This is a genomic window from Bacillus cereus group sp. MYBKT111-2 (assembly GCF_051915205.1).
In the GTDB taxonomy this organism is placed as follows: domain Bacteria; phylum Bacillota; class Bacilli; order Bacillales; family Bacillaceae_G; genus Bacillus_A; species Bacillus_A paranthracis.
Genome location: NZ_JBQAEG010000001.1, coordinates 305050 through 327774, shown reverse-complemented (window position 1 = coordinate 327774; position 22725 = coordinate 305050). Strand labels below are relative to the sequence as shown.

Genomic DNA, 22725 nt, shown 5'->3' with positions numbered 1-22725 from the left:
GTTTTTCTATGCCTAAATGTGTTCTTTTTTCTTATTTATATAATGAAAGGAGGAGAAAAAGATGGAAGAGTGGATCAAGATGATAGGTAATGTAGGGTTTCCAATTGTTGTAACATTATATTTACTTCATCGAATTGAAAGTAAATTAGATGGGGTAATTGTTGCAATAGAGAAGTTGCCACGGCAATTACTACAGTATGATGATCCTCGCGATAAAAAATAAAGTTTGCTCTTCGTGAGCAAACTTTATTTTTTATTGAGCAGTATAACCACCATCGATAACGACAGCTTGTCCAGTTATACCTTTAGCTTTTTCGCTCGCTAAAAACATCGCATAATCAGCAATCTCTTGTACTTGTAATAAGCGTTTTTGTGGGACAAGTGGATAAATGACATCCTCTAAAACATTTTCAAGTGGTACATTTCGTGTAGTGGCCAAGTCTTGTAATTGATTCCGTACGAGAGGGGTATCGACATAACCGGGACAAAGCGCATTAACAGTAATTCCGTGAGTAGCCCCTTCTAAAGCGGCAACTTTTGTTAATCCAATTACACCATGTTTTGCGCTATTATAAGCAGCTTTTCCAGCGAATCCAACGAGGCCATTAATGGAAGCTACATTAATAATTCGGCCATATTTTTGCTTTTTCATAATGGGAAAGGCATGCTTAACGGCGATAAAAGGAGCGATTTGCATAATTTTAATTAGTAGCTCGAATTTTTCGGTTGGAAAATCTTCAATTGGTGAAACGTGTTGCATGCCTGCATTATTAATTAATATGTCTAATGAACCGAAATGAGTAACAGTTTGAGAAATGGATGCTTCTATTTCTTCTTCGGATGTAACATCACATTTTAAGCCGATAGCTTGAAAGCCCTCTTTTTGTAGTTGTTCAGCAGCTTCTTTTGCACGTTCTTCAAGACGATCGGTAATAACAACTTTTGCCCCTTCTTTTGCAAAAGCGTTTCCCATTTCATATCCAATACCACTTGCAGCACCTGTTAAAAAAACAACTCGATTTGTAACCATGATGAAAAACATCCCTTCGTAATAAAGTTCTCATATTGCTCTATTTAGAGAGTGGATAAGAAAAATCCTGCAAAGATTTGGAAAAATATTGTTAGCTATCTTGTTTTGCAAAATAGTCTCTGCTATACTATTTTGTAAAGCAAGATACTTACGCTTATCTATCTTGTAAAACAAGATAGTAGGAGGATTTGAATTATGTCGACAAGTCAAATGCTGAAAGGGATTTTAGAAGGATGCTTACTTGCTATTATTTCTGAAGGTGAAATATACGGTTATGAAATGAGTGAGAAGCTAGCAAAGTATGGCTTTACAATGGCGAGTGAGGGAAGTATTTATCCGTTATTAATACGAATGCAAAAAGAAGGATTCATAAAAAGTGTAATGAAGGAATCCCCATCTGGTCCAAAACGGAAGTATTACACGTTAACAGAAGATGGCGAAGATGCACTGGATGAATTTATGGATCGCTGGGAAGCGATGCAAAGTAGTGTGGAACGTCTACTTGAAGGGAAGGGGAGAAGAAAATAATGCTATCAAATGAAGCACGAAAGTTTTTATTAGATATGAGGTTGTTTTTGACCGCAAAGAGTGTGAAAGAAAGCGATATTGAAAGCTTTATTGAAGACGCAGAACTTCATTTAATAGAAGGTGAGAGTAATGGAAAAAGCGTAGAAGAAATTTTCGGAAGCTCACCGAAAGAATACGCAAATGAACTTGTAAAAGTGATGGAAAGAGATAGACAGGAAACGTGGAAGCAAATTGGTTTTACAGTAATGAATATCGTATCGTTTTGGATTATTGCTTCTGTTCTAATAGTAAATAACGGACTATTACAGATGTCACTTATTCAGTGCGTTGGATATAGTTTTTCATTAATTTTAGTTGTGATAGGTCCTAATTTTCTACTTCGCAAAATGACTTTCGTAACAAGTTTTACAAAAACATGGTTTGCTATGTGGTCGTTAGTCATAATCGCACCAATGTTTCTAATAGGGGCTGTAACGATATTAGATGTGATTTATCCTACAAAAATGTTTATATTCACCCAAATGCAAAGTTATATATTAGCTGGTAGTATTTTCATCATTACAGTAGCAATCAATATATATTTTAATGGATGGTTTAAAAACTTATATTTAATTATTCCACTTTCGATTATGTTATTGTTTAAAACATTTACATCAGAAGACCTTGTTCCAATGTTATTTCAAATTATATGTTTATACGGAAGTTTGTTTATTTTAATTTTTGTTGAAATTATGATGAAGACGAATAGAAGAGAGACGGTTTAATAAGGGAGGGATTATCATGCAGATTTCTAAAGAAGGAGAAAAGTTTTTAATTGATACGAAAGTGTATTTAATAACGAAAGGAATGAAAGAAGAAGATGTTGACGCTTTTTTAGAAGATGCAGAACTTCATTTAATTGAAGGTGAGAAAGAAGGGAAAACGGTAAGTGATATATTTGGTGATTCGCCAAAAGAGTATGCGGAAGAATTAGCGAAAGAGATGGAGAAAGATAAAGGCGGGAGTATAAAGAGTATTTTAGGTATGATAATTGGTATTGGCGGGTATTGGTTACTTACAAATATTTTATTTGAAAGCCCAAATCATGAATTTACATTAACGAATGTACAATTAATTGGATACCCAATTGTTTTAATGATTACGATTGTAGGAATTATATTTGCTTTTAAAATGTCTTCATTTAAGAGTAAACTAATAGAATTTGGCATTCTTTATGTGGCATCTTTGCTACCAGTTTTATTACTAGTATTATTAATGTTTATGAATAAATGGTATGGGACACCTGTATTACAATTAACGACTATACAAAGTTATATACTAGCTGGAGTTATCTTGCTAGTACTGTTAATTGGAGAAGCATACATACTTGGCTGGATTGGGATATTAGCTGTTATTGTCCCGCTATTCATTATGTTTGTATTTAAAGAATTAGGGAAGAACAACCCATATTGGGGAATGCTAGAGCCGTTACTTCTGTACGGAAGTTTATATGTATTAATGAGATGGTCTTTGAAAATTGAGGAGAAAAAAACTGTAAGCTAGCTTTATATTAATAGCGAACGAACTGAATTTTTTATTAAGAGGAGAACAAATATGCAAAGTATATTTCTAGGTATATTGTCTATTACATTTTTAGGTTTAACGATTTTTGGGCTATATACTACCTTTTCGAAAAAGGTACACGATGACTATTTCGATACTTTATTAGATGACACATCAGGTTATGTTTTGTTCTTCGGTTTAATAGGAAAGTGGCTGCTCTGGATATGCAAAAAATTATTTCCAAAGAAATATTATATAGAGATTTTTAGAGTAATTGTATTTATGTTTAGTTGTATATTTGCATCCGTTGCAGCCGGAATGTGGTTTATTGATTGGAATCTATTGTTTTAAACAGTAACAAGGGCGTTACTGTTTTTTTCTTTGCAATAAAGAGCTTTGTAAAGAGAGTGCTTTTTGTTCGTTCGTTAATAGGGATTGAATAGGAACATTTTCAGGGCGTGGGACGATCGGATACATAAGATTTGTTGGAGAAGGATGGTGCTCCGATCCAGTTGGGGAATGAGGATCTGCGTGAGTAAGTTTTCCGTGAACACGTCTTGTAAATAAAATATGACCAATTTCATGAGCGAGCGTATATATATTTTTCATAGGAGCAGCCGAGTTTGTTAAAACGATATACCCTGTAAGTTGCTGTTGTTTTGCTAAAGAGTAGGCACAGGCAATTACTGCTGTTTCTTTGAAATAATCACTGCCAATATAACAAATGTAAAGGTCGCATTCAGGAGCTTCATTTACACAAGTTTGAAAAAAGGATGCTAATTTTTCCTGACTTTGAATAGAATCTTTATAACTAATTTCACGGTCAGAAAAACGAAAAAGTTCATTTAAAACAATTACTTCTTGAATTTGAAATGTAATGGGGTGCCAAATTGATTCTGCAACTGCTAAATCTTTTGCAATACGGTCATCAGAAATATCGGCGCCTGGCGTAATGCAAATACATATATTGACGTATGGATCCATAAGGAACACCTCAACTGAAAAAATTCTTTCTATAATATATGTTGGGAAAAGATCCTATGTATGGATAAACGCCTTGTTTATTACAAGTCGAAAAAATTTCATAGTTCTATAACATGGTTTGGCTGTCTTTTTGATATAGTAAAGGAAAGGGGGAGAATATATGTATACATTAAAAATCGTTTCAGACAGAGAAGCACTGTATCAATTTGCAAGTTATGTAAGAGTTGTACAAGGGGTGGAAGATGTATATGTAGAGGTGGGAGAACCTTTATATGAACATCCATTAATGAAATTTTATGTACATATTAAGCTTGAGGAAACATATGAGCAACATAAAGCGTTACAAGAAATAGCAAGATTAGTAGAATTAGGGCGTTTTACATATGTCCATTATCGTAATGATGAAATAGAAGAAGCTTTTGAAGCTGTAAAATATGAAAGTTTTAAGAAATAAAGGTGAAAAAAGGGAGCGAAAGCTTCCTTTTTTTTCTTTAAAATTACATCAACAAAAGGAGAAAAATTTTGTTATGATAAGGGAGGGTGAGGAAAGGAGAGTTTACATATTGGGGTATATTGAAGAGTTACGCAAAGTCGTTGGTACAAGGCCGCTTATTCTAGTAGGATCAGCAATTATTATCTTAAATGATAATCAAGAAGTATTGCTTCAATATCGTTCAGATACATATGATTGGGGTGTACCTGGTGGAGCGATGGAGCTAGGAGAAACGACAGAAGAAACTGCTCGTAGAGAACTATTTGAAGAGACGGGACTAAATGCGAAAATTATGCAATTTATCGGGGTTCTTTCGGGAAAAGAAGTGTACTTCCAATATCCAAATGGAGATGAAATTTTTAATGTCATTCATCTGTATCAGGGGCATCATGTGAGCGGAGAATTAAGGCTTGACCATGAAGGATTACAGCTTCAATATTTTCCTGTAGATAAGTTACCGAATTTGAATAAAACAACTGAGAAAATTTTACAAAAATTTCTATATGCATTAACAGAATAGAAGGTTAATTCCTTCTATTTTTATTATATTAAATATTTTGATTTTTTAGTATGTTTATAGTATGATAGGTGTAGACATACATCTTATGGAATTTCACCTAAAAACTGACTAGGGTACATAAGAGAGGGGCAAGTGCAAAATGCATAATGTTGTTATTACAGCTGCAGTTCGTTCGCCAATTGGAACTTTTGGGGGAGCGCTAAAAAATGTAACGCCAGTAGAATTAGCTGTTCCTGTACTTCAGGAAGCTGTAAAACGAGGCGGGGTAGAACCACACGAAGTTGATGAAGTGATTTTAGGTCATTGTATTCAAAGAACTGATGAAGCAAATACGGCAAGAACAGCTGCATTAGCGGCAGGATTTCCTGACACAGTTACAGGTTATACAATCCAACGCCAATGTTCTTCAGGTATGCAAGCAATTATGTCGGCTGCAATGCAAATTCAATTAGGTGTAAGTGAAGTTGTCGTTGCAGGTGGAGTAGAAGCAATGAGTTCAAGCCCTTATGCATTGAAACAACACCGCTGGGGACAACGCCTACAACACGGAGAAATTCGTGATACGGTGTGGGAAGTATTAGAAGATCCAATTCATCATATTATGATGGGAGAAACAGCGGAAAATTTAGTTGAACAATATGAAATTACAAGAGAGGAACAAGATGAAGTTGCGCTTCGCAGTCATACATTGGCGCTAAAGGCAATTGAGTCTGGATACTTTGACGATCAAATTGTTCCTATTACAATAAAAGAACGTAGAAAAGAAGTAGTGTTTTCGAAGGATGAACATCCACGTGCTGACATTACAGCAGAAAAATTAGCAGGATTAAAACCAGCTTTCCGTAAAGATGGTTCTGTAACGGCAGGGAATGCATCTGGCCTGAATGACGGAAGTGCGGTTTTAGTATTAATGAGCGAAGAAAAAGCGAAAGAAAAAGGCTTACAACCGTTAGCTAGAATTGTTGGATATTCAGTAGCTGGAGTAGATCCAAAAATTATGGGTATTGGACCAGCACCAGCAATTCGTAAGGGGTTAGAAAAAGTAGAGTGGTCATTAGAAGATGCAGATTTGCTGGAAATTAACGAAGCTTTCGCTGCACAATACTTAGCTGTAGAGAAAGAATTAGGTTTAGATCGTGAAAAGGTGAATGTAAACGGTAGTGGTGTAGGACTTGGACATCCAATCGGTTGTACAGGAGCTCGTATTACTGTAAGTTTAATTCATGAATTGAAAAGACGCGGATTAGAAAAAGGAATTGCCTCTCTATGCGTCGGCGGCGGTATTGGGGTAGCATTATTTATAGAAGCACTATAAAAAAGAAGCAGCAATCGCTGCTTCTTTTTTTATGATTCAAATAAATGATGAAATAATCGATTACGATTTTCAAAGAAAAGTTTCGTCGTTTGGTAATGCTCAGTTTCTTCTAATGTGGATTCATGAATCCCTTCTTGTGTTAAAGAATATATAGTGGATTCAGGATAAGCCATTAAAATAGGAGAATGCGTTGCGATAACAAATTGTGAACCTTGTTCCGCTAGTTCATGCATTCGAATGAGCATAGAAAGTTGTCTCATTGGTGATAGAGCAGCCTCGGGCTCATCTAAAATATATAAACCTTGTCCTGAAAAACGATTCATAAATAAGGAGAAAAATGACTCACCGTGTGATTGGGCGTGTAGTGAAGTACCACCATATGAGTCAATAATTGGATTTCCACGAGCTTCTGAATCGGCATCCATTTCATCAATATAAGAAGCAACATTATAAAACGATTCAGCACGAAGAAAGAAACCATCGTTTGGTGTATTGAAACTTTTGGAAATTCGAAGATGTTCATGTAAAGATGAATGGGAATCGTTTGTACTAAAACGGAAGTTTTTCGTTCCACCTTCTGCATTAAATCCTAAAGCAATTGCAATCGCTTCGAGTAATGTTGACTTCCCCGTTCCGTTTTCTCCAATAATGAATGTTACATTTGGATGGAAAGCTAGTGATTGTAATGTTCGAATAGCGGGTAAACAGTAAGGATATGCGGAGAAACTAGGGATATTTTCTTTTTTTAATGTGACATTTTTTAAAAAGGGTACGTCAATCAATATAGAAACCTCAATTCATAACGGATTTTGATTCTAAAAAAGCAGCAAATACAAGGGTAAGACAACTTGCAAATAGTATTGCATATTGAAGTGCGCCAAAGCCAAGACCTTCCCAGCCGAAAGTCATTCTCTTCCATATGAAAATAAAAAGAATGCTTATAAAACCAACGAGAGCAGGTATATATTTTATAATTTTGTAGTGCTTCCATAGATAGAAGCCAATGTATGTACTTAAAAACAAGGTAAACAGAACAAGAAAAAAGACAAGTGTTAATGACACGTGAATCCCTCCTTATTTTCTGAATATTTTATGTGGATTATATCATTTAAACTATCATATTCCAATGTGAAAATAAATATTGCATGGAGATTATTCATGTCGTTATGATAGTATGTAATCTATTGTAATTATAAAAAGGAGTTAAAACATGCCGTTTACATTTGCACATCCAGCAGCAGTTCTTCCTTTTGCAAAAAAGTATTCTCAACATATTTCAGTAACGGCTCTTATATTAGGTAGTATGGCGCCTGACTTTGAATATTTCCTACACTTTAGACCGTATGGTGTAATTGGGCATACGTGGCTTGGGTTCTTATATTTTAATTTACCACTCGTATTTTTATTAGCATACATATATCACTACATTTTAAAAAAGCCGTTTGTAACACATTTACCTAAACCATTTGCTGGCTACTATACATATGCAGTAGATGAGAGGTGGGGGCTTTACACAAGGAAAGATTTCTTTGTATTTTGTTATTCAGCATTATTCGGTATGTTAACGCATGTTGTTTGGGATGCATTCACTCATAAGACAGGCTATTTTGTTATGAAAATACCATTATTGCAAAGAGAATGGTACGGTATCTCTGTTTATAAATATATGCAACATGGAAGTACATGTATTGGTTTTCTGTTATTAGTATACGTTTTATGGAAGTGTAGAAATGAAATGGGTAAAGACCTTATTTTAGCTTCGGAAAAAATAAAATATTGGATTTCGGTAATTGTTGTGGCAACTATTATATTTATCGTGCACGCGTTCGTAGATCCCTATTTTCATATTTTCCAAATAGGGGGTATAATAGTATCTGGACTGACAAGTTCGTTTTGTGGACTTCTCATTGTTTCTATAGTTTACAAAGCAAAGGACTAATTAATATTAATGAATGATAGTGTTAGGAGAAATTATATGATGAAAGCATGGAAAAGTATTTTTGTTTTATGTAGTTTTCTTCTTATGTTAAGTGGTTGCTTCCATCAAGAAGAAAAGAAAGCTGAACCGAAGAAGAAAGAATCTATTCCTGAAACAAAAGAATATGGTGGGCGTGAGCTGAAAAAAGTAGGACAAAAAGTGAAAGAAACAGGATGGGGTACTTTTAAATTAGAACAAATTCATTCTGTGAATCAAACATTTGAAGTAGCACCAATGAAAATTCACGTACAAGATGTGAAAGTAATCTCTTTATCGCAGATGAGTAAAGATGCAAAAAATACATTAAAAGTATATACGGCATTAACTCCTGAAGAAGTAAAGCGTAGATTAGGAGATAAAGTCAGTCAAGAAGATGCGGAGTTATATGCATCGCTAAGTGGTACAGAGATTAGTGATACGATTCGTTACGTTGAAATTACATATAAGGTGGAAAATAGCGGGAATAAAAATATACAATTTTTCTCTATGAATGATGTTGCGATTAATGATAAACAACATTTTAAAGTAGCAACGCAAAACTTTTTATATGATGAAGATACGCTCGTTGGTACAAAAAATGTATCAAGGGAAGACTATAAGCCTGGTGAAACAAGAGATGGTATTATCGGCCTAATACTTGATGATGGAAAAGAAAAGGTAAAGGATATTAAATTTACAACAGATAATGTAATCGCAGCAAATACAGAAACGCAAGATGTTGTAAAAGAGCCACAAACTTTTAACATCTCACTTTCTCAGTAAGTTGTTTTTAAATATATGTAAGAAAAAAACAGTCAGCGCTCAAACTATTATGCTGACTGTTTTTTCTGTTCTTCTATGTATGAATCTACACTTTGAAAAGGCACCTTAATTTTAAACGCATCTTTTTGTTCATGAAATTGTTTTTCATTATAGGGGCCAAAACGTTTATTATGCTTTACGTCAATAATCCAATAATGCTCGCTTTTTTTATTTGCAATTGCTGCGTCAGGATTATTAGGGTCTGACTTTTCCTCAGTTTGTTTTGCAATAATGTATTTATCATCCCAGGCTATGTCTGTAATTTTTGCAGGAATGTATTGTGTGGCATATACAGCATCTTGCGTGGGGAAAAGTTCAAATGCATTTCCAGAAGTACGTATGAGTTCATATTCATCGTTAATCGTATATGTTATATGATTTGTATTTCCAGCACAACCGGCTAATAGGAATGCGACGAATAGGATTATCCATTTTTTCAATATGGGAACCTCCTTTACAATGCTGTTGTAACACATTGTACAAGAAAAGTAAGAGAAACGCTAGTTTACAATGTTTTTTAGAAGTGGTACGATGAGACGGGTAAAGAAGGATATGAAGGAGTCGACATAAAAATGAAGTTAAAGATGCATCGTCCAGCGCTTGTAATGAACCGCATAGGTGCTTCCCTAATTGACATGTTTTTAATCTCGGTTATGTATGGTGCAGTAGTAGCTGTTATGACTGGAAATTATAGTGCTATTTTTAATCGCTTTAATATTAGTTTTGGCGATTATAGATATGATCTTGCAGTAGTTTTTATATTAATGGCGATATATTTTATTTTGCTACCCTTTATTTGGAACGGTGTAACACTTGGTAAAAAGGTAACGAGAATAAAATTAATTTCATTGAAGAGTGAAAAGTTAACATTACAAACATTAACGATTCGATTTTTTGTATTGTTATTACCGAACATATTACTGCTTGGAATTCCGATATTATGTAACGTATATATGATGTTATTCCGCAAAGATAATTGTGGTTTTCAGGATTTAATTACAAAAACGAAAGTGATAAGTCTTGTATAACAAAAAGAGACCTTTTTATGTAAAAAGGTCTCTTTTTGTTATACAAATATATTTTAATGGATATATAATAGGGAAAAAGTTAATCTATATCATTTTCGAATTTAATAGATTGAAAATTAAGAAAATGTTATAATGATTAAAATAATATGTTTATATAATAAGGGGGAAATTGAAGTGACTGGAGGTAGCGTAATCTTTTGGGGGATTTTAATTTTCATCGGTTTAGTTTTCGATCAGCGTAATAGTAAGAAAAAAGAAGGAGTAAAAAAGTAACCGTTTACAAATGAATAAGCAACTTTTCTTGCTTGCAGACTAATCTCATAAAGGAGTATACTGAATGACGGTAAGACTTATAGAAGGGGTAATGAAAATGAAGCTTGCAGGAAAAGTTGCTATCGTAACTGGCGGTGGCATCGGTATTGGACGTAATACAGCTCTTTTGTTGGCTAAACAAGGCGCAAAAGTAATTGTGACGGACATTGATCAAGAAAGTGGACAAGCAACAGTGGAGGAAATTACGAATCTAGGCGGAGAAGCACTTTTTGTATCCTATAATATGGAAAAACAAGGAGATTGGCAACGCGTAATCAGCATTACTTTGAATGCATTCAGTCGCATTGATATGCTTTTTCAAAATGCTGGTTTATATAAAATAGATTCTATATTTTCACGCCAACAAGAGAACGATTCCAATGTACTTTGTATTAATGACGTATGGATAGAGATAAAACAATTAACGTCATCTTTTATGAAACAGCAAGAAGAAGTGGTGCTAAGTGACTTACCGATTTTCGGTATTATTAGCACGAAAGGACAATCATTTCATACAGTAGAAGCCCTCGTATAATAGTGAAAACCGCCCTCAATATATGTGGACGGTTTTTTTGTATGAAAATTATTTTTTAACGAATGCGTTGTTCGTTTTGACTATCAAAGAAATGCGCTTTATTCATATCAAATGCTAGTTTAATTTGGTCACCAGGTGAGAATGTATGTCTTGCATCAACACGTGCTGCAAAATCTTGATTTCCAAGTTTCATATATAAAATAGATTCAGCACCTAACAATTCAGCAACTTCTATTTTTGTTGTAAAGGCAGTAGATTGTGAAGCTTCTAAAAATAATAGTTCATCATGAATATCTTCAGGACGAATCCCTAAAACAATGTCTTTATTTACATAACCTTGTTCACGTAATATCTTCATTTTTCCTTCAGTTACTTTAATTTTTATTGCATTGTCTATAACGAAATCGGTTTCAGTTAATTTACCACGGAAGAAATTCATCGCTGGAGAGCCGATAAATCCACCAACGAAAATATTTTCAGGTGTTTCATATACTTCTTTTGGAGTACCGATTTGTTGAATTTTTCCGTCTTTCATAACAACAAGACGAGAAGCCATTGTCATCGCTTCAGTTTGATCATGCGTTACATAAATTGTTGTCGTTCCAAGGCGGTGGTGTAACTTAGAAATTTCTGAGCGCATTGCAACACGTAATTTAGCGTCTAAGTTAGATAATGGCTCGTCCATTAAGAACACTTTCGCGTCTCGGACGATTGCTCTCCCTAACGCAACACGTTGGCGTTGTCCACCGGATAAAGCTTTCGGTTTTCTATCTAAATATTGTTCCAGTCCTAAAATTTTTGCTGCATCTTTTACACGACGATCAATTTCATCTTTTGGTATTTTTCTAAGTTTTAATCCAAATGCCATATTATCATACACACTCATATGTGGATATAGGGCATAGTTTTGGAAGACCATTGCGATATCGCGATCTTTTGGAGGGACATCATTCATTAGCTTACCATCAATTGAAAACTCTCCTTTTGAAATATCTTCAAGTCCAGCCACCATTCGTAATGTTGTAGATTTTCCGCATCCAGAAGGACCGACAAATACGATAAATTCTTTATCTTGAATGTGTAAATTGAAGTCTGTTACAGCTGTTACGTTATTATCATATATTTTATAAATGTTTTCTAATTTCAGTTCTGCCATGGTATTTCCCCCTAGAAATAATTATGCAAACGTTTTCTTTGAGTTTATTATAAACGAATAGATTTAAAAAATAAACAAAAAAATAAAACGTTTTCATATATTGGATAGTTATTAGTGATTTTCATATGTTTTCTTAGAAAAATAAGAATAAAAGTTGTAAGCGCTATTTTAAATTAAGATAGAATCTGTTATCATTCATTAATGAAAACGTTTGCGCCTTGGAAAAGAGAAAATCGAATTATGAATGAAATGGGGTAGCATAATGGAAAAACAGTGGTGGAAAGAAAGCGTAGTATATCAAATTTATCCTCGTAGCTTTATGGATAGCAACGGTGATGGCATCGGGGATCTTCGCGGTATTATTTCAAAGTTAGATTACTTAAAAGAATTAGGGATTGATGTAATTTGGTTATCACCAGTCTATGAATCTCCAAATGATGATAATGGTTATGATATAAGTGATTATTGTAAAATTATGAATGAGTTCGGAACAATGGAAGATTGGGATGAGCTATTACATGAAATGCATGAACGTAATATGAAACTTATGATGGACTTAGTTGTTAATCATACTTCTGATGAACATAATTGGTTTATTGAATCACGTAAATCAAAAGATAATAAATATAGAGATTACTATATATGGCGCCCTGGAAAAGAAGGAAAAGAGCCGAATAACTGGGGAGCAGCGTTTAGCGGATCTGCATGGCAGTATGATGAAATGACAGATGAATATTATTTACATCTGTTTTCTAAAAAACAGCCAGATTTAAATTGGGATAATGAAAAGGTAAGACAAGATGTTTATGAAATGATGAAGTTTTGGTTAGAAAAAGGAATTGATGGTTTCCGTATGGATGTTATTAATTTTATTTCTAAAGAAGAGGGATTACCAGCTGTTGAAACAGAAGAAGAGGGGTATGTTTCAGGTCATAAGTATTTTATGAACGGTCCAAACATTCATAAATATTTACATGAAATGAATGAAGAAGTATTGTCTCATTATGATATTATGACGGTTGGTGAAATGCCTGGTGTAACGACAGAAGAAGCGAAATTGTATACCGGGGAAGAACGAAAAGAACTGCAGATGGTATTCCAATTTGAACATATGGATTTAGACTCAGGAGAAGGCGGAAAATGGGATGTAAAACCATGTTCACTTCTTACTTTAAAAGAGAATTTAACGAAGTGGCAAAAAGCATTAGAACATACAGGCTGGAATAGTCTGTATTGGAATAACCATGATCAGCCTCGTGTTGTATCTCGTTTTGGTAATGATGGAATGTATCGCATTGAATCTGCGAAAATGTTAGCGACGGTGCTTCATATGATGAAAGGAACACCTTATATTTATCAAGGCGAAGAAATCGGAATGACAAATGTTCGATTTGAATCGATTGATGAATATCGAGATATTGAAACATTAAATATGTATAAGGAAAAAGTGATAGAGCGCGGTGAAAATATAGATAAAGTGATGCAGTCTATTTATATAAAAGGCAGAGATAATGCTAGAACACCGATGCAGTGGGATGATAAAGATCATGCTGGATTCACAACAGGTGAGCCCTGGATTACGGTAAACCCTAACTATAAAGAAATCAATGTGAAACAAGCGATCCAAAATAAAGATTCAATTTTTTATTATTATAAAAAATTAATTGAGTTACGCAAAAATAACGAAATAGTTGTGTATGGATCATATGATTTAATATTGGAGAATAATCCATCTATTTTTGCATATGTAAGAACGTATGGAGAAGAAAAACTTCTTGTTATTGCAAACTTTACTTCGGAAGAATGTGTATTTGAATTGCCTGAGGACATTAGTTATAGTGAAGCAGAGTTATTCATACACAATTATGACGTAGAGAATGGACCGATAGATAACATGACATTACGTCCGTATGAAGCAATCGTGTTCAAATTGAAATAAGAAAAATCCTTATACCACTTTGGTATAAGGATTTTTTGGTTACCATTTTAATATGGAGAATCCATATGGAGGAAGTGTAACTTGTAATACACTTGCTTCCGCTGAAAATTCTTCGTTTGTATAAATATTAATGATTTTCTTTCCAGTAACATGGAGAGGCAGTGAAGCTGTAATATCACTATTAGTCGGATTTAAAACGAAAAAGATAGTTTCATCTTCATATGTTTTTGTATAAGAAATATAATTATGTTCATCATTTGCTTCAATGAATTGGAAAGTACCATGTCCTCCAAATGCTTTATATTGCTTTCGTAACGAAATTAATGTTTGTACATGTGTAAATAATAGATGATCTTGTTCTTTCGTGTCCCAAACCATACATTTGCGGCAATCAGGGTCCATACCGCCATCCATACCAATTTCGTCTCCATAATAAATACAAGGAGAGCCGATGAAAGAAAGGTGGAATACATAAAGTAACTTTAACTTATTTTTATCTCCGTTACATGTTGTCAATATTCTTGGTGTATCATGGCTGTCTAATAAATGAAATGCTGCTTCATTTACATTCATAGAGTAGGAATGTAGAGATTCTATAATTTGTTTCATAAATTCATTTGCCTTAATGGAATCGTTAGCAAAGTAAGACAATAGAGCGTTTGTAACAGGATAGCTCATTACAGCATCAAATTGATCTCCTTGTAGCCAAGGAAGTGCATCGTGCCAAATTTCTCCTAAAATATATACTTCAGAATTTAATACTTTTATCTCACTTCGGAACTCTCTCCAAAATTTATGGTCGACTTCATTTGCTACATCAAGGCGCCAACCGTCTATATTGAATTCTTTTACCCAATAACGCCCTACTTCAAGTAAGTATTCTTTTACATCCGGGTGTGCAGTGTTTAATTTCGGCATATACGGTGTAAACGCGAAAGTATCATAATTCGGAAGTGGCTCAGTTCTAATTGGGAACTCATGAATATGAAACCATTCTTTATATGCTGACTGTTCACCATTTTCTAGTACGTCTTGAAATTTATCGAAAAAGTATCCACTGTGATTGAATACGGCATCGAGCATTACTTTTATACCATGTGTATGACATGCCTCAACAAGTTCTTTGAATGTTTCTTTTGTGCCAAATTGCGGATCGATTTCCATGTAGTCAATTGTGTCATATTTATGGTTTGAATGTGCTTTGAAAATAGGTGTGAAATATATTCCCGAAATTCCAAGCTTAACAAGGTAATCGAGGTTTTGCATAATACCAGCAAAATCTCCGCCGAAAAAATTAGTTGGAGTTGGTTCAGCGCTTCCCCAAGGAAGGGTGTTTTCTGGATTCAACGTACGATCTCCATTAGCGAACCGTTCTGGGAAAATTTGATACCAAACAGTATCTTTAATCCAGGAAGGTGCTTTGAATACATCATTTGCATGAATAAATGGAAAACAGAAAAAGTTACCAACGTCATCATTTGGAATGCTAGAAAAAAATCCACGTTCTGCATAAATAAGCGTTTCTGTCTCTGCTTTTAATTCAAATCCGTAACGTAAGCGCTTAAATTTTGGTTCGATGGAAATGGACCAATAATCAAACAATGCAGTAGAACCAGTTTTTTTCATCGGTGCACTTGAAGAAATCCACTTCCCGTCTGTCCATTCATAAGGATCACCATAAATAAGAGTGGTGCTTTGAACATCGTCTCTTTTCGTACGTATTCGGATGTGAATCGTTTTTTCATCGTAAGCGTATGCGTAATTATCTTTTGGCCTATGATAGATGGCGTCTTTAAGCATATAAAAAATCCCCCTTTACTATCTCTATGCATATTGTTCCCTTAAGTATAATATTAAAGCATATGTTGCAAACGATTGCTTTTTGTATAGCTTTAATATTGCTTATAAGAGTAGTATTCATTTCATATAAAGTCAATCTATAAAGAGTGTAGTAATAATATTTTAAAAATTAATATTTGCAAAATGAATAAAAGAATGTATAATGATAGACAAATAGCGCAAACGTTTTCATAGATTGAGATATCGTTTGCGCTTCTATTAAACTATTCAATGCAAACGTTTTCAATTAGTAAGGTACATATACAATTCAGGGAGGTTTTTGGGATGAAGAAAGCATTATCATTATTAACGGTTTCAGCATTATCAATTGGTATGTTATCTGCATGTGGACCGAAAGATTCAGGGAAAAAAGAAGAAAGTAAAGCAAAGAAAGATTACGATCTACTCGTTTGGGAAGATGATAAAAAAGGTGTTGGTTTAGAACCAGCAGTGAAAAGCTTTGAGGAAAAATATAAAGTAAAAGTAAAAGTTGTTGAAATGCAAATGACAGATCAAGTGAAGAAGTTACGCCTTGATGGACCAGCGGGGACGGGACCAGATGTTGTAACATTGCCACATGATCAAATCGGAAATGCAGTAACAGAAGGTTTACTTTCTGAAGTGAAAGCTGATGATGCTGTAAAGAGTAAATTTACTGATTCATCAATAGAAGCACAGACATATAACGGAAAATTATATGGTTTACCAAAAGCAATTGAGACACCAGTCTTTATTTACAATAAAAAACTAATGCCAAAAGCGCCAGAAACGATGGACGAGCTGTTTAACTTCTCAAAAGAATTTACGAAAGATGGCAAGTACGGATTTTTAGCATTAGGAGATAACTTCTACTTTGCTAATGCATTCATGGCAGGTATGGGTGGTTATGTGTTTGGTGAAAAAGATGGAAAGCCAAATGCAAGTGATGTTGGATTAAATAATAGCGGAGCAGTACAAGGTGCTGAGTATCTTCAAAAATGGTACAAAGAAAAGTTATTCCCGAAAGGTATTATCGGTGAATCTGGTGGACCTGCTGCTGATGGGCTATTTAATGAAGGAAAAGCAGCATCTATCATGAACGGCCCTTGGGCGTTCCAAGCAATGGAAAAGAACGGAATTGATTATGGCGTTGCTCCAATGCCGAAATTACCAAATGGTCAACCAATGAAAACGTTTGTTGGGGTTAAAGGATGGCATGTAACAAGTTTCTCTAAACAAAATGATTTAGCTACAAAGTTCACTGAATGGGTAACGAATGAAGAAAACGCAAAAATTCGATTTGAGAAGACGAAAGAAATTCCTCCAGTAAAAGCAGTAATGGAAGATCCAATTATTAAAGATAACGAAGCTGCAAAAGCAGTTGCAACACAATCTGAAAATGGAATTCCAATGCCAAACATTCCAGAAATGCAAGAAGTATGGAAACCAGCTGGAGATGCGCTTCAATTAGTTGTTACGGATAAAGAGGCACCAAAAGCAGCACTTGATAATGCAGTGAAGCAAATTAAAGGTAATATTGAGGCAAATCATAGTAAGAAAAAATAAGGTGAAATTCGTGCCTCTAATATGAGGGGCACGAATTCTCTCCCAAGAAAAAAGGGGGAAGGAACATGCAAACATCTATGGAACCAGCAAACGGCTTAAACGGTTCAAAACATAGGAAAATGGCAACCATGTTATCAATTATTCCAGGCGTGGGCCAAATGTATAATAAACAATTTGTAAAAGGTCTTATTTTTCTAGTATTAACAGGTTCATTTATTGTAGCCTTTGCTGATTTATTAAATATGGGATTATGGGGAATTGTAACGCTTGGTACAGAAGTTCCACGTGACCATTCTGTCTTTCTATTAGTAGAAGGAATTTTGGCACTCATTGTCATCGTGTTTGGACTCGGAATATATGCATTTAATTTATATGATGCATACCAAAACGGGAAGAAACGTGATATAGGAACACCGTTAAACTCTGTAAAAGAGCAATACCGTAATTTACTAGATCAAGGTTTTCCATATTTAATGGTTTCACCAGGGTTTTTATTACTTATCTTTGTCGTTGTATTTCCAATCATTTTCGTAATTTTAATTGGATTTACGAACTATGATTTATATCATTCTCCTCCAGCTAAATTAGTAGATTGGGTAGGGTTTAAAAACTTTATTGATATCTTTACATTACCGATGTGGAGAGAAACGTTTTTAAGTGTATTTTCTTGGACTGTCATCTGGACATTCGTTGCAACGACATTACAAGTTGCGCTTGGTATTTTCTTAGCGATTATCGTAAATCAGCCTGGTATTAAAGGGAAGGCGATTATTCGAACAATCTTCATTTTACCGTGGGCGGTCCCAGCATTCGTATCTATTCTTGTTTTCTCTGGTATGTTTAATGAAACATTTGGAGCGATTAACAATCAAGTATTAGCTTTATTCGGGATTGAAAAGATTGCTTGGATGACAGATCCATTTTGGGCGAAGATTGCTTTAATTATGATTCAAACGTGGCTTGGATTCCCGTTCGTCTTTGCAATGACAACAGGTATACTGCAATCGATTCCAGGGGAATTATACGAAGCGGCTACAGTAGATGGAGCTACAGCTTGGCAACAGTTTCGTAAAATTACATTGCCACTTGTTCTATATGCAACAGCACCAATATTAATTACGCAATATACGTTTAACTTTAATAACTTTAGTATCATCTATCTATTTAACGGTGGGGGTCCTGCTGTAGCTGGACAAGACGCAGGTGGAACAGATATTTTAATTTCATGGATTTATAAGTTAACGATGACTTCGGCGCAGTACGGGAAGGCGGCAGCTCTTACAATGATTTTATCGTTAATCGTTATTACAGTGGCGTTATGGCAATTTAAGAGAACAAAATCATTCCAAGAAGAGGATATGATGTAAATGAATATTAAAAGACAAAAGATGTTACGTCTCTCATTAAGTTATCTCGTTATTTTCGTAATGTGTGCCATCATTTTCTATCCATTATTATGGATTATTGGCTCATCGTTTAATCCGGGTGATAGTTTATCTGGATCAAGTATTATTCCGCAAAATGCAACGTTAGATCATTATCGTAAGTTATTAGATTTAGAGAATAGTAATTATTTACTATGGTATAAAAACACATTAAAAGTAAGTGTTTTAACGATGATTTTCTCAGTGTTAGCAATTAGTTTTACTGCTTATGCATTTTCGAGATACCGTTTTGTTGGAAGAAAAAATGGTTTATTAACATTTTTAATTTTGCAAATGATTCCAAACTTTGCAGCGTTAATCGCTCTATATGTATTAGCTCAGTTAACAGGATTAATTGATACGCACCTTGCATTAATTTTAATTTATGTAGGCGGGGCAATTCCAATGAATACATGGCTTATGAAAGGGTATTTTGATACGATACCGAAAGAGTTGGATGAGTCAGCTCGTATGGATGGAGCAGGACATTTCCGTATTTTTTGGCAAATCATTATGCCACTTGCAAAACCAATCGTAGCAGTTGTAGCGTTATTCACTTTCATCGGTCCATTTACAGATTTCATTTTAGCGAGTATTATTTTGCGCACACCAGAAAATTATACGTTAGCAGTTGGATTATATGAAATGGTGGCGAAGAAATTTGGAAATGAATTTACAACGTTCGCAGCGGGTTCCGTATTGATTGCAATCCCAATTTCAATTTTATTCCTATCACTACAAAAATACTTTATCTCTGGTTTAACTGCTGGAGGTACGAAAGGATGAAAAATGGGACATTATGTCCCATTTTTCTTTTCATCTCCCTATAAAACATTTTATAGGGAGATGAAAAGAGATTTGACATCACATATGAAAAGAAGTGAAATAAATAGTATATTATAGTATAGGAAAAAAGAGCTCTATCCCTTACAATACATGGAGAGGGAGAATATGATAGGTTTTTACAAGATATAATCAATGAAAGTTTATAACTTCCCCTATTACTTGCAACGGGTGCAAGATGAAAATATATAAAATGGCAGAGAAGTGAAAGGAGGGGGATTTTTATGACAGTTACAATTAAAGATGTGGCGAAGAAGGCGAATGTAGCACCATCTACCGTTTCTCGTGTAATTGCTGATAATCCAAGTATAAGTGAAAAAACAAAGCGTCGTGTTCGGAAAGTAATGAGTGAACTAGGGTATCATCCTAATTTAAACGCAAGAAACCTAGCTAACCAAACAACAAAAACACTTGGCCTTGTTATGCCAAGTTCTGCAAGTAAAGCTTTTCAAAATCCGTTTTTCCCAGAAGTTATAAGAGGGATTAGTTCATTTGCACATGTGGAAGGGTATGCGCTTTATATGTCGACAGGTGAAACGGAAGATGAAATTTTTAATGGTGTTGTAAAGATGGTGCAGGGGCGCCAAATTGGTGGCATTATTCTTTTATATTCAAGAGAGAATGATCGGATTATTCAATATTTACATAAACAAAATTTCCCGTTCGTATTAATCGGGAAACCATATGATCGTAAAGAAGAAATTACATATGTAGATAATGACAATTATACAGCTGCAAGAGAAGTAGCAGAATATTTGATTTCATTAGGTCATAAACAAATCGCGTTCATCGGCGGTGGATCAGATTTACTTGTGACGAGAGATCGTTTGGCTGGTATGAGTGATGCTTTAAAATTAGCAGACATTGTATTGCCGAAAGAGTATATTTTACATTTTGATTTTTCAAGAGAAAGTGGTCAACAAGCCGTGGAGGAATTAATGGGGCTAAAGCAACCACCGACAGCAATTATGGCAACGGATGACTTGATTGGACTTGGTGTGCTAAGTGCACTTTCTAAAAAAGGATTCGTTGTACCGAAGGATGTTTCAATTGTAAGCTTTAATAATGCTTTATTATCAGAAATTGCGAGTCCTCCGCTTTCAACAGTTGACGTGAATATATATCAGCTAGGATATGAGGCAGCAAAAGCTTTAGTTGATAAAGTAGAGAATGCGGAGTCTACTGCAAAGTGTATCATTATTCCACATAAATTACTGAAGCGTCAAACTTGCGATCATTATGCAAAAAAAAGCTAAGAGTTTAACTCTTAGCTTTTTTTTGTAGAAAGGCTTCTAAACGGTCACAGCCTTCTTTTAAAGTTTCAATACTATACGCATAGGACAAGCGAAGGTAGCCTTCCCCATATTCAGAGAATGCTGTTCCGGGAACGACGGCAAGTCCAGCTTCTTTCACAAGATCAAGTGCAAAATCAAATGATGAAGATGTTAAATGACCAACATATGGGAATAAGTAAAATGCACCTGTTGGCTTTTCAACTGTTAAGCCCATTTGAATAAGTCTATTATATACGTAATCACGGCGTTTTTTGTATTGATGACGCATCATTTTTGGTGCATCTTTAGCAGCTGTTAATGCTTCAATTGCAGCATATTGAGCGATTGAAGTAGCGCACGTTACGTTGTATTGATGAACTTTTAATATATGCCCAGCTAAATAGTTTGGTGCAAATAATAGACCGATACGCCAGCCAGTCATAGAATGCGATTTTGATAAGCCGTTAATGACGATAGTCTTTTCGCGCATTTCTGGGAAATGAGCAATCGATGTATGTGTTTGTTCATATACAAGTTCACTATAAATTTCATCAGAAAGGACGAAAATATTTTTATCTTTTAAAACATTTACAATATCCTGTAGTTCTTCTTTTGATAAAGTGACACCAGTTGGATTAGAAGGATACGGCAGTACGACGCATCTTGTTTTTTCTGTAATAGCATTTTCCAGTGCTTCGGCTGTTAAACGGAAGCCAGTTTCACGAACATCGATAAAAATAGGTGTTGCACCGCATAATCGAATAATCGGCTCGTATCCGGGATAAATAGGAGCAGGTAAAATGACTTCTGTTCCTGGCTCTAAAATCGTTCGAAATGCAACATCAATTGCTTCACTGGCACCAATTGTAACGATGGTTTCGGTTTCAGGTGAATAATGTAAATCGTAGTTATCTTTTACAAAGTTACAAGCTGCCTTGCGTAATTCTAGTAAACCAGCGTTATGTGTGTAGCTCGTATAATTTTCTGTAATAGCCCGTTTTGCCGCTTCTTTTACGAGAGAAGGTGTAGGAAAATCAGGTTGTCCAATTGTTAAAGAGATAAGGTTATCGTAGTTTTGAATCATGTTAGAGAATTGACGGATCCCAGAAATTTGGATGTCCTTCACTCTAGGATTAATGAATTGTTCCATTGTATCTCCCTTTCTTCCGTTTGAAAATTAAGTTCATTTTAACATATTTTCTATCATTTCGCTTGCGTATATGTTACGTAGAAAGAGAGGGATAATAGAAAAAAAGCCGCTGTAAGCGACTTTTAATATCCGTACTCCCAATCTATTTCATCCTCATTCCAAAGTACAGATGATACTTTGCCAAGGTGAACAACTGATTCATTCACAGCACATGTGCAATTTGCCTCTCCTGTTTTATGCTGTAACTCTTCATATACTGATTTTTCAACATTTTCTAGAACGACTAAATTCTCTTCTTTTAAAACAAGCGTAGTACCCGCCATATTTATCTTCCTCCTACTAAAATAATGATCACTTATTTGTAAACATAGATAGTATGGATTATATGCTGTATTTTGCTATAGTTGTCCGTCTCATGAAGTATTTTTTTATTTTCTTTGTAATCCGTATTCATTGTATACTGCCGGACAGAAATTTGGTACAGGGTTT

General features: G+C 34.7%; 27 protein-coding genes. 18 read left to right on the top strand and 9 right to left on the bottom strand.

Going from position 1 to position 22725, the window contains the following annotated elements:
- Nucleotides 1–61 precede the first annotated feature (61 nt).
- Nucleotides 62–223 (top strand): YvrJ family protein, encoded by a 162-nt coding sequence (locus ACTFNE_RS01640; protein ID WP_000393331.1) that lies wholly within the window; start codon nucleotides 62–64, stop codon nucleotides 221–223.
- 30 nt (nucleotides 224–253) lie between these two features.
- Here the strand turns inward: ACTFNE_RS01640 and ACTFNE_RS01635 are convergent, their stop codons facing one another.
- A complete protein-coding gene (locus tag ACTFNE_RS01635; RefSeq protein WP_000258438.1) occupies nucleotides 254–1030 on the bottom strand; it encodes a 3-hydroxybutyrate dehydrogenase in 777 nt (258 codons plus the stop codon).
- A gap of 195 nt (nucleotides 1031–1225) precedes the next feature.
- On the opposite strand from ACTFNE_RS01635, the gene ACTFNE_RS01630 reads away from it, so the two are divergent.
- Genes ACTFNE_RS01630 through ACTFNE_RS01615 form a run of 4 tightly spaced genes read left to right on the top strand, consistent with a single transcriptional unit; the run spans nucleotide 1226 to nucleotide 3451 of the window.
- On the top strand, nucleotides 1226–1558 hold the full coding sequence (locus tag ACTFNE_RS01630; RefSeq protein ID WP_000107963.1) for a PadR family transcriptional regulator: 333 nt from the start codon (nucleotides 1226–1228) through the stop codon (nucleotides 1556–1558).
- Nucleotides 1558–2322: a DUF1129 domain-containing protein gene (locus tag ACTFNE_RS01625; protein WP_046197892.1), complete on the top strand. Its 765-nt coding sequence runs from the start codon at nucleotides 1558–1560 to the stop codon at nucleotides 2320–2322. The genes ACTFNE_RS01630 and ACTFNE_RS01625 overlap by 1 nt, the downstream gene beginning before the upstream one ends.
- A gap of 16 nt (nucleotides 2323–2338) precedes the next feature.
- Complete coding sequence (locus tag ACTFNE_RS01620) at nucleotides 2339–3100, top strand: DUF1129 domain-containing protein (protein WP_046197893.1); 762 nt, start codon at nucleotides 2339–2341, stop codon at nucleotides 3098–3100.
- Nucleotides 3101–3151: 51 nt separating this feature from the next.
- On the top strand, nucleotides 3152–3451 hold the full coding sequence (locus tag ACTFNE_RS01615) for a hypothetical protein (protein ID WP_046197894.1): 300 nt from the start codon (nucleotides 3152–3154) through the stop codon (nucleotides 3449–3451).
- 15 nt (nucleotides 3452–3466) lie between these two features.
- Here ACTFNE_RS01615 and ACTFNE_RS01610 read toward each other — a convergent pair whose 3' ends face one another.
- Nucleotides 3467–4084 (bottom strand): ImmA/IrrE family metallo-endopeptidase, encoded by a 618-nt coding sequence (locus ACTFNE_RS01610; protein WP_046197895.1) that lies wholly within the window; start codon nucleotides 4082–4084, stop codon nucleotides 3467–3469.
- 160 nt (nucleotides 4085–4244) lie between these two features.
- On the opposite strand from ACTFNE_RS01610, the gene ACTFNE_RS01605 reads away from it, so the two are divergent.
- From ACTFNE_RS01605 to ACTFNE_RS01595, 3 genes are all read left to right on the top strand, one after another.
- A complete protein-coding gene (locus tag ACTFNE_RS01605; protein WP_000288327.1) occupies nucleotides 4245–4538 on the top strand; it encodes a DUF3928 family protein in 294 nt (97 codons plus the stop codon).
- Between the two features lie 109 nt (nucleotides 4539–4647).
- Nucleotides 4648–5097, top strand: coding sequence for an NUDIX hydrolase (locus ACTFNE_RS01600; RefSeq protein ID WP_000540524.1), 450 nt, complete (start codon nucleotides 4648–4650; stop codon nucleotides 5095–5097).
- A 139-nt stretch (nucleotides 5098–5236) separates the two neighbouring features.
- Nucleotides 5237–6412 carry an acetyl-CoA C-acetyltransferase gene (locus ACTFNE_RS01595; protein WP_046197896.1) on the top strand — a complete coding sequence of 392 codons (1176 nt, stop codon included), beginning with the start codon at nucleotides 5237–5239 and terminating at the stop codon, nucleotides 6410–6412.
- Between the two features lie 29 nt (nucleotides 6413–6441).
- Here ACTFNE_RS01595 and ACTFNE_RS01590 read toward each other — a convergent pair whose 3' ends face one another.
- On the bottom strand, nucleotides 6442–7194 hold the full coding sequence (locus ACTFNE_RS01590; protein ID WP_270705458.1) for an AAA family ATPase: 753 nt from the start codon (nucleotides 7192–7194) through the stop codon (nucleotides 6442–6444).
- A 10-nt stretch (nucleotides 7195–7204) separates the two neighbouring features.
- Complete coding sequence (locus ACTFNE_RS01585; RefSeq protein ID WP_270705457.1) at nucleotides 7205–7474, bottom strand: hypothetical protein; 270 nt, start codon at nucleotides 7472–7474, stop codon at nucleotides 7205–7207.
- Nucleotides 7475–7622: 148 nt separating this feature from the next.
- On the opposite strand from ACTFNE_RS01585, the gene ACTFNE_RS01580 reads away from it, so the two are divergent.
- Nucleotides 7623–8351: a DUF4184 family protein gene (locus ACTFNE_RS01580; RefSeq protein WP_046197898.1), complete on the top strand. Its 729-nt coding sequence runs from the start codon at nucleotides 7623–7625 to the stop codon at nucleotides 8349–8351.
- A 36-nt stretch (nucleotides 8352–8387) separates the two neighbouring features.
- The gene (locus ACTFNE_RS01575) at nucleotides 8388–9152 is read left to right on the top strand and encodes a hypothetical protein (RefSeq protein ID WP_046197899.1); all 765 of its coding nucleotides are present in this window, start codon (nucleotides 8388–8390) and stop codon (nucleotides 9150–9152) included.
- Nucleotides 9153–9199: 47 nt separating this feature from the next.
- Here the strand turns inward: ACTFNE_RS01575 and ACTFNE_RS01570 are convergent, their stop codons facing one another.
- Nucleotides 9200–9631 carry a DUF3997 domain-containing protein gene (locus ACTFNE_RS01570; protein ID WP_000758783.1) on the bottom strand — a complete coding sequence of 144 codons (432 nt, stop codon included), beginning with the start codon at nucleotides 9629–9631 and terminating at the stop codon, nucleotides 9200–9202.
- A gap of 132 nt (nucleotides 9632–9763) precedes the next feature.
- On the opposite strand from ACTFNE_RS01570, the gene ACTFNE_RS01565 reads away from it, so the two are divergent.
- From ACTFNE_RS01565 to ACTFNE_RS01555, 3 genes are all read left to right on the top strand, one after another.
- Nucleotides 9764–10219 carry an RDD family protein gene (locus ACTFNE_RS01565; protein WP_000769088.1) on the top strand — a complete coding sequence of 152 codons (456 nt, stop codon included), beginning with the start codon at nucleotides 9764–9766 and terminating at the stop codon, nucleotides 10217–10219.
- A gap of 174 nt (nucleotides 10220–10393) precedes the next feature.
- The gene (locus ACTFNE_RS01560) at nucleotides 10394–10492 is read left to right on the top strand and encodes a hypothetical protein (RefSeq protein ID WP_000145657.1); all 99 of its coding nucleotides are present in this window, start codon (nucleotides 10394–10396) and stop codon (nucleotides 10490–10492) included.
- A gap of 64 nt (nucleotides 10493–10556) precedes the next feature.
- Entirely contained in the window at nucleotides 10557–11066 is a 510-nt protein-coding gene (locus ACTFNE_RS01555) for an SDR family NAD(P)-dependent oxidoreductase (protein ID WP_000218426.1), read from the top strand.
- 55 nt (nucleotides 11067–11121) lie between these two features.
- Here ACTFNE_RS01555 and ACTFNE_RS01550 read toward each other — a convergent pair whose 3' ends face one another.
- Nucleotides 11122–12222, bottom strand: a complete 1101-nt coding sequence (locus ACTFNE_RS01550) for an ABC transporter ATP-binding protein (protein WP_046197900.1) — start codon at nucleotides 12220–12222, stop codon at nucleotides 11122–11124.
- Nucleotides 12223–12484: 262 nt separating this feature from the next.
- Here ACTFNE_RS01550 and malL point away from each other — a divergent pair, with 262 nt between their 5' ends.
- Nucleotides 12485–14161: an oligo-1,6-glucosidase gene (malL, locus tag ACTFNE_RS01545; RefSeq protein WP_046197901.1), complete on the top strand. Its 1677-nt coding sequence runs from the start codon at nucleotides 12485–12487 to the stop codon at nucleotides 14159–14161.
- A gap of 39 nt (nucleotides 14162–14200) precedes the next feature.
- Here malL and ACTFNE_RS01540 read toward each other — a convergent pair whose 3' ends face one another.
- Complete coding sequence (locus tag ACTFNE_RS01540; protein WP_046197902.1) at nucleotides 14201–15961, bottom strand: alpha-glycosidase; 1761 nt, start codon at nucleotides 15959–15961, stop codon at nucleotides 14201–14203.
- Nucleotides 15962–16285: 324 nt separating this feature from the next.
- Between ACTFNE_RS01540 and ACTFNE_RS01535 the strand changes: the two genes are divergently transcribed.
- From ACTFNE_RS01535 to malR, 4 genes are all read left to right on the top strand, one after another.
- Nucleotides 16286–17545: an extracellular solute-binding protein gene (locus ACTFNE_RS01535; protein ID WP_000709918.1), complete on the top strand. Its 1260-nt coding sequence runs from the start codon at nucleotides 16286–16288 to the stop codon at nucleotides 17543–17545.
- A gap of 65 nt (nucleotides 17546–17610) precedes the next feature.
- On the top strand, nucleotides 17611–18912 hold the full coding sequence (malC, locus tag ACTFNE_RS01530; RefSeq protein WP_001194989.1) for a maltosaccharide ABC transporter permease MalC: 1302 nt from the start codon (nucleotides 17611–17613) through the stop codon (nucleotides 18910–18912).
- On the top strand, nucleotides 18913–19755 hold the full coding sequence (gene malD, locus ACTFNE_RS01525; protein ID WP_001022608.1) for a maltosaccharide ABC transporter permease MalD: 843 nt from the start codon (nucleotides 18913–18915) through the stop codon (nucleotides 19753–19755). It begins immediately after the preceding gene.
- Nucleotides 19756–20036: 281 nt separating this feature from the next.
- A complete protein-coding gene (malR, locus tag ACTFNE_RS01520; protein WP_046197903.1) occupies nucleotides 20037–21068 on the top strand; it encodes a maltose operon transcriptional repressor MalR in 1032 nt (343 codons plus the stop codon).
- Between the two features lie 4 nt (nucleotides 21069–21072).
- On the opposite strand, the gene ACTFNE_RS01515 is transcribed toward malR, so the two are convergent.
- Nucleotides 21073–22236, bottom strand: a complete 1164-nt coding sequence (locus tag ACTFNE_RS01515) for an aminotransferase A (protein ID WP_046197904.1) — start codon at nucleotides 22234–22236, stop codon at nucleotides 21073–21075.
- A 122-nt stretch (nucleotides 22237–22358) separates the two neighbouring features.
- Nucleotides 22359–22559, bottom strand: a complete 201-nt coding sequence (locus ACTFNE_RS01510; protein WP_000929284.1) for a hypothetical protein — start codon at nucleotides 22557–22559, stop codon at nucleotides 22359–22361.
- Nucleotides 22560–22725: the final 166 nt, after the last annotated feature.